This window comes from Treponema sp. UBA753 (assembly GCF_002297325.1).
Lineage (GTDB): Bacteria > Spirochaetota > Spirochaetia > Treponematales > Treponemataceae > Treponema_D.
The window spans coordinates 1-13,905 of the sequence record NZ_DBKJ01000076.1 but is presented as its reverse complement, the minus strand read 5'-3'; the positions used below and the strand labels follow the sequence as shown (position 1 = coordinate 13,905).

Genomic DNA, 13,905 nt, shown 5'->3' with positions numbered 1-13,905 from the left:
AAGAAACATAAGAAATAAGTGAGTTATAATATATTTTAGTAGACAGAATGCGCATTATAGTCAGTAATGTATATTCCCAAAACTTTTCTTTTTCGGAAGAAAACTGAATTTAAATCAGTTGCTCGAGTTTTTCCTTTATAAATTCACTTTTACTTTTTAAGTCGATTGCTTCGGTTTGCAAGATAATTTGGTTTGGCTTGGCTGAGTTTAGTTTTACGCGCCCAGAACTTGTTTTTATCAGTCCTAGAAGTTTGTCAATGTTTACTTTTGAAACTTTGCTGAATTCGACTTGGACAATTCCTTTTTTTTCTTTTAAAGAACTTATTGATAGCTTGTTGCAGATTATGCGGATTTTTGCAAGGCTTAAAAGGCTGCTTACTTCATCTGGAATCGGACCGAATCTGTCAAAGAGTTCTTCCCAAACTGAATTTAATGAATCTTGAGTTTGAACGGATGCGATTTTTTTGTAAAGCTCCATTTTTGTCTGTGCGTCTTTTATGTAGGTATCTGGGATGAATCCCGTGTATTCCAGTTCAAGAAGAACTTCTTCTGGCGCTGTCCAGTTGCTGCTTGAAAGTCTTTCTATTGCGGAATTTAAAAGCGTTAAGTACATTTCAAATCCGACTGCGTAAACTTCACCGCTTTGGTCTTTTCCAAGAAGATTTCCTGCGCCTCGTATTTCCATGTCTTTCATTGCAATTTTAAATCCAGAGCCTAATTCTGTAAAATCGCTTATTACTTGAAGCCTTTTCATTGCAACTTCGCTTAAAGCTTTGTTCTGCGGATAAAAAAGATATGCATAAGCTTTTCTGTCGCTTCGCCCTACACGTCCGCGCAACTGATAAAGCTGGCTTACTCCGTACATATCCGCACGGTCGATTATTATCGTGTTTACGTTTGGAATATCGATTCCATTTTCTATTATTGTAGTTGCCACTAAAATATGAAATCCGCCCATCTTGAATCTTCTGAAAATGTCATCAAGTTCTTCGCTAGTCATTTTTCCGTGCGCAGTTTCAACTAGCATTTCGGGAACAAGTTTTTCAAGTTTCAGTCTTGTTTCTTCAAGCGTTTCAACTCTATTGTGAAGGTAAAAAACTTGACCTCCACGCTGAACTTCGTTTCTTATTGCCCGGGCGACTTTTTCATCATTGTATTCTTCGATTGCAGTTTCGATTGGCTGTCTGTTTTGCGGCGGCGTTGTAAGGAGCGACATATCACGGATTTTTAAAAGACTCATGTGCAGCGTGCGTGGAATTGGAGTTGCGCTCATTGCTAGGCAGTCGATGTTTGTTTTTAGAGTTTTTAGCTTTTCCTTGTCTTTTACGCCGAATCGTTGCTCTTCATCAATTATCATAAGGCCAAGATTTTTAAAAATGACATCTTTCTGAAGAATTCGGTGTGTGCCTATGAGAACGTCTATTTCTCCGCTTGCAAGTCTTGAAATTATCTTTTTTTGTTCCGATGGAGAAACAAATCTTGAAAGCTGTGCGATTGTAACTGGAAAATTTCTGAAGCGTTCCTGACAGTTTTCAAAATGCTGCTCTGCAAGAATTGTTGTCGGCGCAAGAAATGCGACTTGTTTTCCGCCCATTACAGCCTTGAATGCTGCTCGCATTGCAATTTCTGTTTTTCCGTAGCCAACATCTCCGCATACAAGCCGGTCCATCGGAACTGGTTTTTCCATGTCCGCTTTTATTTCCTGTGTCGCAGAAAATTGGTCGGGCGTATCTTCATAAGGAAAGGCTGCCTCAAATGCTGCGTTCCATTCTGTATCCTTTGGAAACGGAAAGCCGCGTGAAGCTTGGCGTTTTGAATACAGATCTATAAGTTTTTCTGCAATTTCTTCAACTTTTTGCTGGACTTTTGCTTTCCTTGCGCTCCAGCTTTTTGAGCCGATTCGGTCGAGCCTTGGTTTTTCGTTTTCGCTTCCTATATAACGTTGAACCATATTTACTTGCTCGATAGGAACAAAAGCAATTTCCTCATCGGCATATTCAAGTTTTATATAGTCGCGTTCTGTACCCATTGCTTTTACGCGCTCAATTCCTTTGAAAAGCCCGATTCCATAATTTACATGGACAATATAATCTCCTGGAGTCAGATCCACGAATGTGTCTATTGGCTTTGAATTTACTTTTTTAATTGACTTTGGCGTATTTTTTTTGCGGCCGAAAATTTCATTTTCCTGAATGACAAGAAGTTTTTCGTCTGGAATCATAAATCCGGCTATTAAAGCCTGCGGAAGAACTTGAACTCCAGAATCACAAAATTCCTTTATAATTTCTTTTATTCTTAAAGCCTGGTTTCCATTGTCAGCAAAAACGAAAATGTTATATTTCTCTTTTAAAAATGATGAAAGCTGCTCTTTTAAGTAATTTATGTTTCCGAAATAGCTTTGCCCTGCTTGTGATTTTATTTCTAGCGATGTGTTGAATGAAATGGATTTGTCTTGAATATTTTCTTCAGAATTGCTTAGCGTGTCTAAAGTTCTGAATGCAACAAGTTTTTTACATTCTGTTGCCAGATTGAAAAAATCAAGCTGCATGGTTGCAGGGGGAAACACTGGAATATTTTGACGCGCAAGCCTGTATGCCACCGTATATTCATTTTCTAGCATTTTTTCTGCATTCACAAGTCTGTCCCAGTCGAAAAAATAAATATCTGTATTATTTGTTAAGTAGTCTAAAATTGAATACAGTTTGTCAAATAGAACCGAATAATACAATTCTTCGCCTTCTGTTTCTTTGAATTCGATAAGTTCGGCGAGTGTTCTGTCTTTTTCTTGTTTTGCGGCATCTGTAAGAGCAAGGTGTATATTTTTTTTGTCTAACAATCGATTGTTAGCATTGGTTTGTATTTCTGTTTTATTTTCATTAAAGTCTGACTGTTCGTTAGTTTGTGAATTGTTAGTTTTGTTATTACTTATTTCTGCCGAACGTTCGTTTGTTGATTGTTTTTTTGATTTATCATAAAGGGCAAAATCATTTTTTATGCCGGCTTCATCCTCTTTTTTCCATTCACTTTCTAGTTTTTCAATAAGTTCTTCTGTCCAAATAATTTCCTTTTGTGGATAAATTACAAGATGCTCTATGTTTTCCTTTGAAGTCTGAGTTTCTGGATCAAAAAGTTTTATTTGGCTTATTGTGTCAAAATCGAATACAATTCTGTGTGCGAGTTTTTCTCCGCTCATAAAGATTTCGAGGACTTCACCGCGCAAAACGAACTCACCTTTCATTCCGATTTTTGGAACTCTAAGATAGCCCTGCTCCGCCAGTTTTTCCGCCAGTTTTTCTGGATCAAATTCCTGTCCTTTCTTTAAAACTGTAACCAATGTTTTTGTGTATGAAATCGGCGGAACTGGAGTTAAAAAAGCTCTTTGTGTTATTATGAAAACTCTTGGCTTTTCAGAAAATGGATTTTTTACTGCAAGTTTTGCAAGGATTCCTGCTCTTTCTCCAAAAACAGCTGAGCCTTTTGCCGCAGGTCTGTATGGAATTGTTCCCCACCAAGGAAATTTAAAAATTTCTACAGAATCTTCAAAAACTGTATTTAAATCTGTTTCGCATTCGTCAGCTTCTTTTTGAGTCGGAACAACTATGACAATATCTTTTTGGAACTGGAAAAATTTATTTTCATACTGAGTTTCATGGATGCAGTTCTGTCTGTACCTTTCTTCGGTCTGCCTGATAAAAAAAGCTGGAAGGCTTCCTTTTAGCCCTGAAATTTGCAGCGGAAAATCTTCTGGCTTTGCGTCTGCGCACTTTATTGCGGCCGAATGAAATTCATTGCAGGAATTAATAAGATTAAACAGTGGATTTTGACTTTTTGTTGATAATGTATTTTTCATAATTGACCGATAATTAATTATATAGAATAATCTGCTTATTTTAGCTTTATTTTAGGGAATTGCAAAGCCCTGTAAATCAAAAAAAGAGGTTTTCCTCGGGAGTATTTTTGTGAACATTAAACGCTTTTTGCTTATGGTTATATCAATTTCCTGTTTTTTTGCCTATGCGCAGGTTCCAGAAAAATCAGAGCAGAAACTTGAAAATGCGGAAGTTTCAATAAAGTTTTATGATAGAACTGTTTATTATCCGGGAGACTCGGAAAATAATCCTGTTTATGTTTATATAACAGTTTCAAATAAAGGCTCTTCCACTTTGAGATTTAAAATCGCTGATGACAAAATGTTTTCCGTGGATTTTATTGCTTTCAATGTAAAAAAGACGCAGCTTCCTTCAACTCAAGGACTGATAAGAAAGCGCACTACAAATCAGACTGTGTATTTCCGCGAAATTTCCCTTGAACCGGGCGAAGAATATTCTTTCCGTGAAAATCTAAAAGACTACCTTGAAATAAAAGATCCTTCTATTTATTACGTTGAGCTTAGATTTTATCCGGAACTTTATAGAAACAAAAATGTCAGCTTGACTTCAAACCGACTTAGCCTTGAAGTCCGCCCTAGCCCGTCCGCAGCCTCGTCATCTGCACTTCCTGTTGAAACAAACACTGCGGTTGTTCTTCAGCCTGAAGACATAAGTCCGGATCGTGTTGTTGAGCAGACAATTGTTGCGCGCCAAAAAAGCCTTTGGGATCAGTTCTTCCTTTATATGGATTTGGAGGAAATGCTCAAGCGTGATCCTTCCCGCGGAAGAAAATACAATCTTGTGAGCGCAGATGAGCGAGCTGATATGCTTCGGTCATTTAAAGCTGACTTGATGCTTCAGTGGATTGACTATGATATTGTGGCAATTCCGTCTAAATTCAAAATTGAAACAACTTCATATTCGCAGACTGAAGGCACTGTAAAAGTAATTGAATGGTTTAAAAATGACAACTTCATGGAGCGCAAACGCTATACTTACTATGTCCGCCAGCGCGATGGAATTTGGCAGATTTACGACTATACAGTAGACAATTTGGGAACTGAATAATGGCTGAAGCAAAACGAGCCAAGTATTTCTGTGAAGGCTGCGGTTCAGAAGTCGCTCCGAATGCAAAATTTTGTCCAAAATGTGGGCGTTTTTTTGCTGCGGTAAGATGCCCGAACTGCGGCCACATAGGAACTGTAAGAAATTTCTTAAAAGGCTGTCCGGCTTGCCATTATGCGGTAACCCAGGAAGAACTCTACGGAACTTCTGAAAACGTAAAAGATTCAGAAAAAAAACAACTTTCACGAAAATCACGAAAAAAAATAAAAAAAGCTTTTAAAATCCATGAAAGTTCAATTTTCTCTGATGATGTTCCTGCATGGCTTTTTGTGGCGAGCATTATAGCTTTGATTGTAGTTTTTGCGATTTTATTTATGAGATGCAAAAGCTGAAATTTTGTTTTCTTTTTATGAATTCAGCTAAATATATTTGACAAAAAACTGATATTTAAATATACTGTTCAAATCTTGCCCAGGTGGTGGAATTGGTAGACACGCTAGTTTCAGGTACTAGAGTCCGTAAGGATGTACGAGTTCAAGTCTCGTTCTGGGCATTTTTCAGTCTTTTATTGCATTTTCTATTATTTCAATCATTTCATAGAAGTCTTTTACTTCTGCATATAGCGGATTTTTCTGCTCGATTTTTAGTTTTCCTTGCCGTTTTCTGTTAAGATACAACGTGTTTATTCCAAGTTTTCTGGCTGGAATTATGTCATGCTCCGTGCTATCTCCGATGTACCAAGTTTCGCTTTCTGATGAATTTGCAAGTTCCATTGCTTTTTGAAAAATTTTCAAGTCCGGCTTGCTGATTCCAACTTCTGAAGAAATTATAATCGGGTTGAAAAAATCTGTTACGCCGGCTTTTTTTAGCTTTGACCGCTGATTTTCAGAATCGCCGTTTGTTATAATTCCCATTTGAATATTTAAATCTGAAAGTTTTTTTAATACAGGAATCGCATCTGAAAAAAGATTGTATTCCTTTTCATAAGTTGACCAATAAAGGCTGAATCTTGAATCAAGTTCATTTTTTGATTTTATTGGGTTTCCGTTGAGTTCGAATATTTTTACAATTCTTCCCTTTCGCTGCTCGTCAAATGTAAGTTCCCCTGCTGAATATTTGTCAAAGAAATGCTGAGCCCATTTTTTCCATTGAATGCAAAACTCATCAAAATCCATGTAGATTTCATTTTTATATTTTTGAAAAACTGCTTTTATTCCAAGATTTTCCGCAGATTCAAAATCCATTAACGTTCTGTCCAAATCGAAAAAAAATACCATAAACTTAAGTTATCATTTTTTTTGCTTATATTCTATAGAAAGAAATTGTTTTAATTGGGTAAGTTTGAAAAGCTCAATTACTACAGTAATAATATGTTGATTAGCGCACTAATAAGGAGTCAATTACTGCACTAAATGGGTGTTTATTAGCGTACTAATAATGAGGCATTTAGTGCAGTATTTAAAAGGCAATTTAGGAGAAGTTGCTATAATTTGTCTTTGCAGCCGTCTGTCTTGCGGCGTATTGCATATATTTTAGAATTAATATTTCTAATTTCTCCTTTCTCTTGACAAAATTTGTGATTTGACTAGACTTTTTGATTATGCGTGCTACAAGAGCTTTGATTCATTTGGATAATTTAAAAAACAATATTATAGAAATAAAAAAATGCTTAAAGCCTGAAACAAAAATGTGCGTTGCTGTAAAAGCTGATGCCTACGGACATGGTTCTGTTCCTTGCGCAAAGGCTGCTCTTGAAGCTGGCGCAGATTATCTTTCTGTTGCGACTTGTGAAGAAGGCGTTGAGCTTAGAAATGCTGGAATTTCCTCGCCTATTCTTATGTTAAGTCTTTGTACTCCAGATGAAGTTGAAGAAGTTGTTTCCGCTGGAATTACGCCTTTTGTTTTTGATGAAGAATATATAGAGCTTTTTTCTGTTGCCTGCAATAAACTTGGAATAGAAAATTTTGCGGTTCATCTTGCAGTTGATACAGGAATGGGCAGAATTGGATGTCTTCCTTCTGAAGCTGGAAAAATTGCGCTCAAAATAAAAAACTGCAAAAATCTTGTCTTGGGCGGAACTGCGACTCATTTTGCGCTTAGCGACTGTGTTTCTGAAAAAGGAAAATCGTATACAAAGTTTCAGTTTGAAAATTTTCTTGAGGCAATCAGCAATATAAAAAAGGCTGGAATTAATCCCGGACTTTGCCACTGCGCGAATTCTGCCACTACACTTGATTCTCCTGAAATGCATCTTGACATGGTTCGGCCAGGAATTATTGTTTATGGCTATTATGCAGATGAAGTTTCAAAAGAATATTTAGCTTCAAAAGGAAAAAGTGTGGAACTAAAACCTGTTATGACTTTAGAAAGCTGTGTTTCTTCGATTCGGCAATTTAAAAAAGGAAACTTTGCAGGTTATGGATGCAGATGGGAAGCCAAATCTGATACCAACGTTGGAGTTATTCCTGTTGGCTATGCAGACGGATGGTTCAGGCGGTTTTCTGAGTGCGGTGTGAAAATTGCAGTAGATGGAAAAAACTATCCTATTTGCGGCCGTATTTGCATGGATCAGTGTATGATAGACTTGGGTGCAGACTGTAACGCAAAACGATGGGATAAAGCCATTTTATTTGGGGACAGTTCGGATGGAGCTTTGCAAACTGCCGATGACATTGCGCGTCTTACAGGTACAATTTCATACGAAATAACCTGCGGAATCTCAAAACGTGTCATTCGTGTCTTTGTTCAGTGAGAAAACTGCACAATTGTTTTCTGTGCTAAAAGATATTTTTTTACTTCCGCAACTAGATAGAACGAGCCTGTAACTAGAACAGTAGCCTTTTCTTCTGCGGCCTTGGAAAGTATGTACGGAATGGCTTTTAAGTAATCAGGAATTGCAGTATATTCTATGCCGGATTTTTCAAAAGCTGCCTTTAGCCGCGGAAAGTCGGATTCTTTTGTTCCTCCTGGCACGGTTAAAATTATTTGGCTGAATTTTCCTTTGAATAATTCTGCGATTTCCTCTGCATTTTTGTCTGCCGCGCAAGCAAAAAGAAGGTACGAATCATTTTTTTCATTTGGAAAAAGGTTACAGAATGTATCCATTGTAAAGCCGATGCTTTTTACAGTGTGCGCCCCGTCTAATATTAAGTTTGAAATATCCTGAAACTTTGAATTTGCCAAATCGACTGGTTCAAATCTTCCTGGGAGAATGGTTTTTTCAAGTCCTTTTTCAATTGTACTTTCATCAAGATTTGGAAGTATTGTTTTTACAGCCAGTGACGCAACAGCTGCGTTTTTTGCCTGGAACTCTCCTAGTAGCGAAAGAGAAACATTTAAAGGGCGTGAAAATTTTTCAGAATCCAAGGAAAAACACATTTTTATTGAATTTTGTCTAAAAAAGTGTACATCGTGAGAGATTGTTGAATTTTGCTGTATATTTTTGTATACAACTTTAGGTATTTTACAGTGTTCATCTGTGAAAAGAATTGGAGCGTTTTTTTCTTTTGCAATTTTTCTAAAAACATTTTTTACTGATTCTTTTTGCCCGGAAACGATTACGGGAATTCCTTGCTTTATAATTCCTCCTTTTTCTGTGGCGATGAGTTCTTCTGTGTTTCCAAGATATTCTGTGTGTTCAAGTTCAATTTGGCTTATGCAGCTGCAAGCTGGAGTTATTACATTTGTTGCATCAAGTTTTCCTCCGATTCCAACTTCATAAACTGCATATTTTGTTCCGGCATTTTTAAAGCACAACATTCCAAGCAATGTTGCAAGCTCAAACCAAGTGACAGGTCTTTTTCCGGGAAGCTCTTCGGTCTTAATGGAATTTATGCTGTCTATAAGCTGTTTTACAGACTCTTCGTAGACTTTTTCAGGAAAGGGACCAGAAGCTGTACCTATTCTTTCGTTGAAATTCAAGATATGTGGCGATGAATACAAACCTGTGTAATATCCGGCTTCTTCCAAAATACAGGCAATCATTTTTGAAATTGAACCTTTGCCTTTGCTTCCTGCGACATGAAAGCTCGGACAGCAATCTTGCGGGTTGTAAAGACGTTTGCAAAGAAATTCCATCGTGTCGAGCCAAAAAATATTTTTCTTTGGAGTTTTTTCAAAGTTCAAATACTCTTCGGCAAAGTTTTCAAAGACACCGATTGCAGATTTTTTTTCATTCATTTATTTGCCTCTAGGAATTTTTCATAAGTCCATTGGCTTATTGAATATCTGTAATTTATTGATTTTATTGCCTCTCCATTTTTTTTCAGAGAAGAAAATGAAGGTATAACAATGTAAGAGTCATCTTTTTTGTAAATTGAATAAACAGCTTTATTCGTATTGCTGAATATTCTTGAAATAACTTTTTCCGGCTTGATATTTTCTGACGGTGAAAGATACACAAGCTGCCCTCTTCTTAGCTTTGCGGAAGCTTCATTTTCATCAGCTACGCATAAAGGCTCTATGTACGGATCAGCCCAGAACGAGGCATCTTTAAAAAGAAAATTTGAGACAGAAGTTTTTGTTTCCCAAACTGTCTGTTCTTTTGATGTTCTGAATGAAATTCTTTCAGTGATAGAATCTTCTATTCCAAAGAAAAATTCTGAAACTTTTTCACTTCCATTTTTGAAAAAAGTTATGCGGCATGAATTTTTTTCATCTACGCCAAGGCTTGCCCAGGACGAAACTTTTTCAGCTTTTTTATACAAAGTGTTTTCTTTTTCGGCTTCTGCTAAGAAATTTTTTATTGTCTGAATGTCGCAAGGCCAGTTTAGCGTCATGTTTGAGTCGTCATCTGTTCCAAGCCATATATTATCTTTCTGTGATATTATAATTTTTTTTCTTTCCTTTGCGTTATAAATTTCAATGAAAGAAATTTCTTTGGCATTGCTAATGAATTTCAGTTTTGAAGTTTCTGGAATATTTTTTCTTGACAGCGGAAGAAAAAGAAGCAGCAGAACTAGAACAAGAATTATGTCGAATCCGTAAAATATAAGAAGAGCTTTTTTTGATGAAATGCGCTTCATTTGTTGAACCTCCTTCTCTTTGAAAAGAAAACAAAACCTATTGTTAGGTTTATAAATATTGGCAGAAAACATGTTATAAGAAGTGTTTTTATTGCAGCTTCTCTTAAATTTTCATTGCTGATTTTATAAACTGAAGTGTTAAATGTTGTTTTATTTTTTAAGGTTAAAAGTTCATCCTCACCATTTAAAATAAAAATTCCATTACATAAAAAATCAAGGCTTCTTGAGTCAACATCTAAAATAGAATTTGAATTATATGAAAGCAGCGAATCTGAAAAAGCATATTGATCTGCAAAAAGTATTAGAGACGGGGATTTTTCATTTTCCTTTGCAGAGAAAGCGCAGACTGAAAAAGATGAATATTCTTGCTCTGATTCAGCTGTCTTTGGAACTGCAAAAGGATTTGTTATAAAACTTTCTGTTCTTGGAATTTGCCATGAGCGACTGCTTGTAAAAAGAATCGGAACTGTTTTTAAGTTTTCAATTTCTGCAACTTCATCGTCAATATCGAATGCGCAAGGCCAAAAAAGTGAAAGCCCGGAAACTGCATTTTTCTGCGCCCTTAAGGAAATCCAAAGTGGATAATTTATATATTCTGTCTGAGATGCTTTTTTATTTCCATTGACATCGGAATTGCTTGTCATTGTAATTCTTAAATTTGAAATGTCGCAAGTCAGAGTCTGTTTAAAATAAATTCCAAAAGTGAACATAAGCCGCTCAAAAAGCTGATTGGATTCATTTTGCTTTACAGACCAATTGTCTTCAAAGTCTATTGAATAAGGCTGGCTTGCAATAAAAACTTTTCCGCCATTGAGAATAAATTTTTCAAGAACTTTGCAATCGCTTTTTGTGAACTTGTCGCTTCCGAAAATAATCAGAGGAATGTTAGGAAGTTCATCAAACGAAATATCAACGCTTGAGCTTTTTTCAGAAGGAAGCGATGTTTGGATTACTGAAAATCCTTCCGCCCCAAGATATTGAAAAGCAAGATTGTAGCCGTTTGCAAAAGATGAGGCACAGACGACTTGAACTGGATTTTCTTTTTCTTCAACAAGAGATTTTATTTTTCTAGTCAAATCAAATTCTAGCCTTGATATATTCAGCACAAATGGAATTGTTTCGCTTTTTCCAAGGTAGTCAATTTTTATAGCTGAATAAACATTTGTGATACTTGCAGAATCTGCGGAAGAAGTTCTAATCGGATAACCTCTTATTCCTGCTTCTGAAAGTTTTTTTGCAATGTTTTCTTTTGCCGGATTTATAATTTCAAGTGAAACTTTTTTTGATTCCCCTGCATAGCTTTGTAAAAAATCAGTTACATCTTTTACTTGCGGATAAAGGCTTTTTAATTTGGGGCTTAAATAATAAGAAATTGAAACAGGATCTTCAACTTGGCTTAAGATTTTTTTGCTGTATTTACTTATGCTGAAATTTTTTGATGAAGTAAAATCAATTTTAAAATTTAAGTTTTCATTTACAATTGTAAAAAGTAAAAATGAAAATAAAAATGCGCGTTTTAATTTTTTTAAATAAACAGACTTGTTCCCTTTTTTGTGTTCCTGAATAAAAAATGCAAGTGCATAAAAAAATACAGCGCATGAAGCAAAAAAAAGAAAATCAGAAATGCTGAAAATTCCTTTTGAAAAAGAATCAAATCTCCAGGCGAATGAAATGAATTTTATTATTGCGCTTAAGAATTCCGGCTGATTAAAATAAAGCGGAATGTTGTGAATTGAATTTATGATTGCAAGAAAAAATGCTGAAACTACAAAAGAAACTCCAGCGGATTTTATTATGCTGAAAATAAAAATTACAAAAGAAACTGATGCGGCAAAGTAAAATAAAATTCCTATAAAGCCAATGAAAACTTGAGAAATTTCAATATCGCCAAAAAAAGAAACGCAAACTGGAACTAAGACAGAAAGCAATGTTGCAAAGCAGCAAATAAAAAAAACTGAAAAAAATTCTGGAAAAAATATAAAAACTGATTTTAAAGGAAAATCTTTTTTTACATTTGAAGAAATTGAAATTAGCCCTGGCAAAAATAAAATGCAGGCTGGCGGAAATGCTGAAAAAAAACTATGCAAGTCTGTAGAACCAGCTCCAAGAAAAAACTGCTGCCCAACAAAAAATCTAAGGCTTATGAAAATTCCGAATGCGGCAATTAAAATATATGTGAACGGATTTATTGCAAAATTAAAAAAATATCTTTTTAAAATATATTTCATTGTGATTTTTCCGTGGCGAGAATAAACGCTTCTTCAAGATTTTTACAGTTAAATTTTTTTACTATTTCTTTTTCAGTTCCGCAAGCTGCGACTTCTCCGTTTGCAATTATGTAAATTCTATTGCACATAGAAACTGCTTCTTCAATATGGTGCGTTGAAAAAATAATTGTCATTGAGCTTGAAAGATTTTTTAGCTTTTTTCTGAACGAAGCAATTTGCGCTGGATCTAATCCTGCTGAAAATTCATCAAGAACAAGGATCTTTGGAAGTTTACAGATTGCTTTTGCGAGGCTCGTTCTTTGTTTAAATCCTTTTGAAAGCTTTGAAATTTTCTTATTGAAAACTTCTTCTAGTCCACAAATTGCAGCTGTCTTTTTTACAGTTAAATCAGCTTCGTTTTTTTTCTGTCCTGAAATTTCAGCTTCAAAAAAAAGAATTTCTTTTACTGTAAGGCTTGAATCAAGTTCTGGAATTTCTGGAACAAAAGCCGTTGCCTTTTTAAATTCATCAGTTTCTTCAGTTCCGCAAATTCTTACAGTTCCGCTGCTTTGGTAATGAAGTCCGCATATTGCTTTTAAAACAGAAGTTTTTCCGGCTCCATTCGGTCCAAGAATTCCAGTGATAGAATTTTTTTCTGCATAGAAATTTATATTTTTGCAGGCTGAAAATTTTCCGTAATTTTTGCAGAAAGAAATCAGTTCAACTTCATTCGACATAAGGAATCTCTATTCTCATTCTGTCTTTTGTAAGGCGTGCTTCTGGATAAATTTCTTGCGCCTGCTCTAAAAGAACATTAAGCTCTTTGTCGTTGTAACGCGGACTGTAGTGAATGAGTCCCATTCTTAGCGCATTGGCATCTCTTGCAATTGTGGCTGCTTGACGGGATGTCATGTGTTTTTTTTCTTTTGCCTGATCTTCACATCCGTCTGCAAACATCCCCTCGCAAATCAAAAGGTCGCTGCCCTTCACTTCTTTTGCAATCGACGGAAGATACATTGTATCTGTTACAAAACTAAATTTACGTCCGCTTCTGTTTTTTCCAACAACTTGCTCAGGCTTTATTTCAATTCCGTCTTCATTCACAACGCTTTCGCCGCGCTGAAGTTTTCCCCACAAAGGGCCTTTTGGAATTTTCAAACGTTCTGCTTCTTCCGGATTGAATTCTCCTGGACGGTCAAGTTCTTCCAATGTATATCCTACACAAGTTTTTGTATGCTCAAGAGGAAAGGACCTTATATAAAATCCGTCGCCTTCATAAACTACGCCCGGCTCTGTTATTTCTTTAACAACAATAGGATAATTTATGTACATATCCAAAACTTTGCGGCTTGTTTCTATATATTCTGCGATTTTCGGTGGACCAAAAATATAAAGAGGCTCGGTTCTGTCAACTTGAGAAGAAAGCATAAGAATTCCGGGAAGCCCTGTAACGTGGTCTGCATGCGTATGAGAAACAAAAATCGCATTGATTTTTTTCCATTTTAAATTAAGCCGCCTTAAAGAAACCTGCGTGCCTTCTCCGCCGTCAAATAAAAACAAGTCTCCGTCGCGCCGAAGCAAAACTGATGTAAGGTGGCGATATGGCAACGGCATCATTCCTCCGCAGCCCAAAATAAAAGCTTCCATATTCATGAAAACGATTTTATACAAAAAAAAGACTTTCTTCAATCTAGCGTATTTAAAATTCCTTATGTAACCTGTCAATAGTTTTTGTTAATC

10 protein-coding genes and 1 tRNA gene are annotated in these 13,905 nt (G+C 35.9%); 4 read left to right on the top strand and 7 right to left on the bottom strand.

Features of this window, described 5'->3' with window-relative positions; translation table 11 throughout:
• Nucleotides 1-109 precede the first annotated feature (109 nt).
• On the bottom strand, nucleotides 110-3,850 hold the full coding sequence (gene mfd, locus B4C08_RS06455) for a transcription-repair coupling factor (protein ID WP_296664074.1): 3,741 nt from the start codon (nucleotides 3,848-3,850) through the stop codon (nucleotides 110-112).
• Nucleotides 3,851-3,959: 109 nt separating this feature from the next.
• On the opposite strand from mfd, the gene B4C08_RS06450 reads away from it, so the two are divergent.
• The 3 genes from B4C08_RS06450 (at nucleotide 3,960) to B4C08_RS06440 (ending at nucleotide 5,487) form a co-directional block, all read left to right on the top strand.
• Nucleotides 3,960-4,937, top strand: coding sequence for a hypothetical protein (locus B4C08_RS06450; RefSeq protein ID WP_296664073.1), 978 nt, complete (start codon nucleotides 3,960-3,962; stop codon nucleotides 4,935-4,937).
• On the top strand, nucleotides 4,937-5,326 hold the full coding sequence (locus B4C08_RS06445; protein ID WP_296664072.1) for a zinc ribbon domain-containing protein: 390 nt from the start codon (nucleotides 4,937-4,939) through the stop codon (nucleotides 5,324-5,326). The genes B4C08_RS06450 and B4C08_RS06445 overlap by 1 nt, the downstream gene beginning before the upstream one ends.
• A gap of 77 nt (nucleotides 5,327-5,403) precedes the next feature.
• Nucleotides 5,404-5,487: transfer RNA gene (locus B4C08_RS06440), tRNA-Leu, on the top strand.
• A gap of 4 nt (nucleotides 5,488-5,491) precedes the next feature.
• Here the strand turns inward: B4C08_RS06440 and B4C08_RS06435 are convergent.
• Complete coding sequence (locus B4C08_RS06435; protein ID WP_296664071.1) at nucleotides 5,492-6,211, bottom strand: HAD family hydrolase; 720 nt, start codon at nucleotides 6,209-6,211, stop codon at nucleotides 5,492-5,494.
• A gap of 323 nt (nucleotides 6,212-6,534) precedes the next feature.
• Between B4C08_RS06435 and alr the strand changes: the two genes are divergently transcribed.
• Nucleotides 6,535-7,686, top strand: coding sequence for an alanine racemase (gene alr / locus B4C08_RS06430; RefSeq protein WP_296664070.1), 1,152 nt, complete (start codon nucleotides 6,535-6,537; stop codon nucleotides 7,684-7,686).
• Here alr and B4C08_RS06425 read toward each other — a convergent pair.
• From B4C08_RS06425 to B4C08_RS06405, 5 genes are read right to left on the bottom strand one after another with little or no spacing between them, the layout of a single operon-like run.
• Entirely contained in the window at nucleotides 7,680-9,113 is a 1,434-nt protein-coding gene (locus B4C08_RS06425; protein WP_296664069.1) for a bifunctional folylpolyglutamate synthase/dihydrofolate synthase, read from the bottom strand. The genes alr and B4C08_RS06425 overlap by 7 nt on opposite strands.
• Nucleotides 9,110-9,958: a hypothetical protein gene (locus B4C08_RS06420; RefSeq protein ID WP_296664068.1), complete on the bottom strand. Its 849-nt coding sequence runs from the start codon at nucleotides 9,956-9,958 to the stop codon at nucleotides 9,110-9,112. Before B4C08_RS06420 ends, B4C08_RS06425 begins: the two co-directional genes overlap by 4 nt.
• Nucleotides 9,955-12,186 (bottom strand): GldG family protein, encoded by a 2,232-nt coding sequence (locus B4C08_RS06415; RefSeq protein WP_296664067.1) that lies wholly within the window; start codon nucleotides 12,184-12,186, stop codon nucleotides 9,955-9,957. Before B4C08_RS06415 ends, B4C08_RS06420 begins: the two co-directional genes overlap by 4 nt.
• On the bottom strand, nucleotides 12,183-12,902 hold the full coding sequence (locus B4C08_RS06410; protein ID WP_296664066.1) for an ABC transporter ATP-binding protein: 720 nt from the start codon (nucleotides 12,900-12,902) through the stop codon (nucleotides 12,183-12,185). Before B4C08_RS06410 ends, B4C08_RS06415 begins: the two co-directional genes overlap by 4 nt.
• Nucleotides 12,892-13,818, bottom strand: coding sequence for a ribonuclease Z (locus B4C08_RS06405; protein WP_296664065.1), 927 nt, complete (start codon nucleotides 13,816-13,818; stop codon nucleotides 12,892-12,894). The genes B4C08_RS06410 and B4C08_RS06405 overlap by 11 nt, the downstream gene beginning before the upstream one ends.
• Nucleotides 13,819-13,905 lie beyond the last annotated feature (87 nt).

Bases quoted from the DNA above. Each gene is read 5' to 3' on its own strand.
- B4C08_RS06405 (WP_296664065.1), bottom strand. From the start codon at position 13,818: ATGAATATGGAAGCTTTTATTTTGGGCTGCGGAGGAATGATGCCGTTG.
- B4C08_RS06445 (WP_296664072.1), top strand. From the start codon at position 4,937: ATGGCTGAAGCAAAACGAGCCAAGTATTTCTGTGAAGGCTGCGGTTCA.
- B4C08_RS06415 (WP_296664067.1), bottom strand. From the start codon at position 12,186: ATGAAATATATTTTAAAAAGATATTTTTTTAATTTTGCAATAAATCCG.
- alr (WP_296664070.1), top strand. From the start codon at position 6,535: ATGCGTGCTACAAGAGCTTTGATTCATTTGGATAATTTAAAAAACAAT.
- mfd (WP_296664074.1), bottom strand. From the start codon at position 3,850: ATGAAAAATACATTATCAACAAAAAGTCAAAATCCACTGTTTAATCTT.
- B4C08_RS06425 (WP_296664069.1), bottom strand. From the start codon at position 9,113: ATGAATGAAAAAAAATCTGCAATCGGTGTCTTTGAAAACTTTGCCGAA.
- B4C08_RS06410 (WP_296664066.1), bottom strand. From the start codon at position 12,902: ATGTCGAATGAAGTTGAACTGATTTCTTTCTGCAAAAATTACGGAAAA.
- B4C08_RS06435 (WP_296664071.1), bottom strand. From the start codon at position 6,211: ATGGTATTTTTTTTCGATTTGGACAGAACGTTAATGGATTTTGAATCT.
- B4C08_RS06420 (WP_296664068.1), bottom strand. From the start codon at position 9,958: ATGAAGCGCATTTCATCAAAAAAAGCTCTTCTTATATTTTACGGATTC.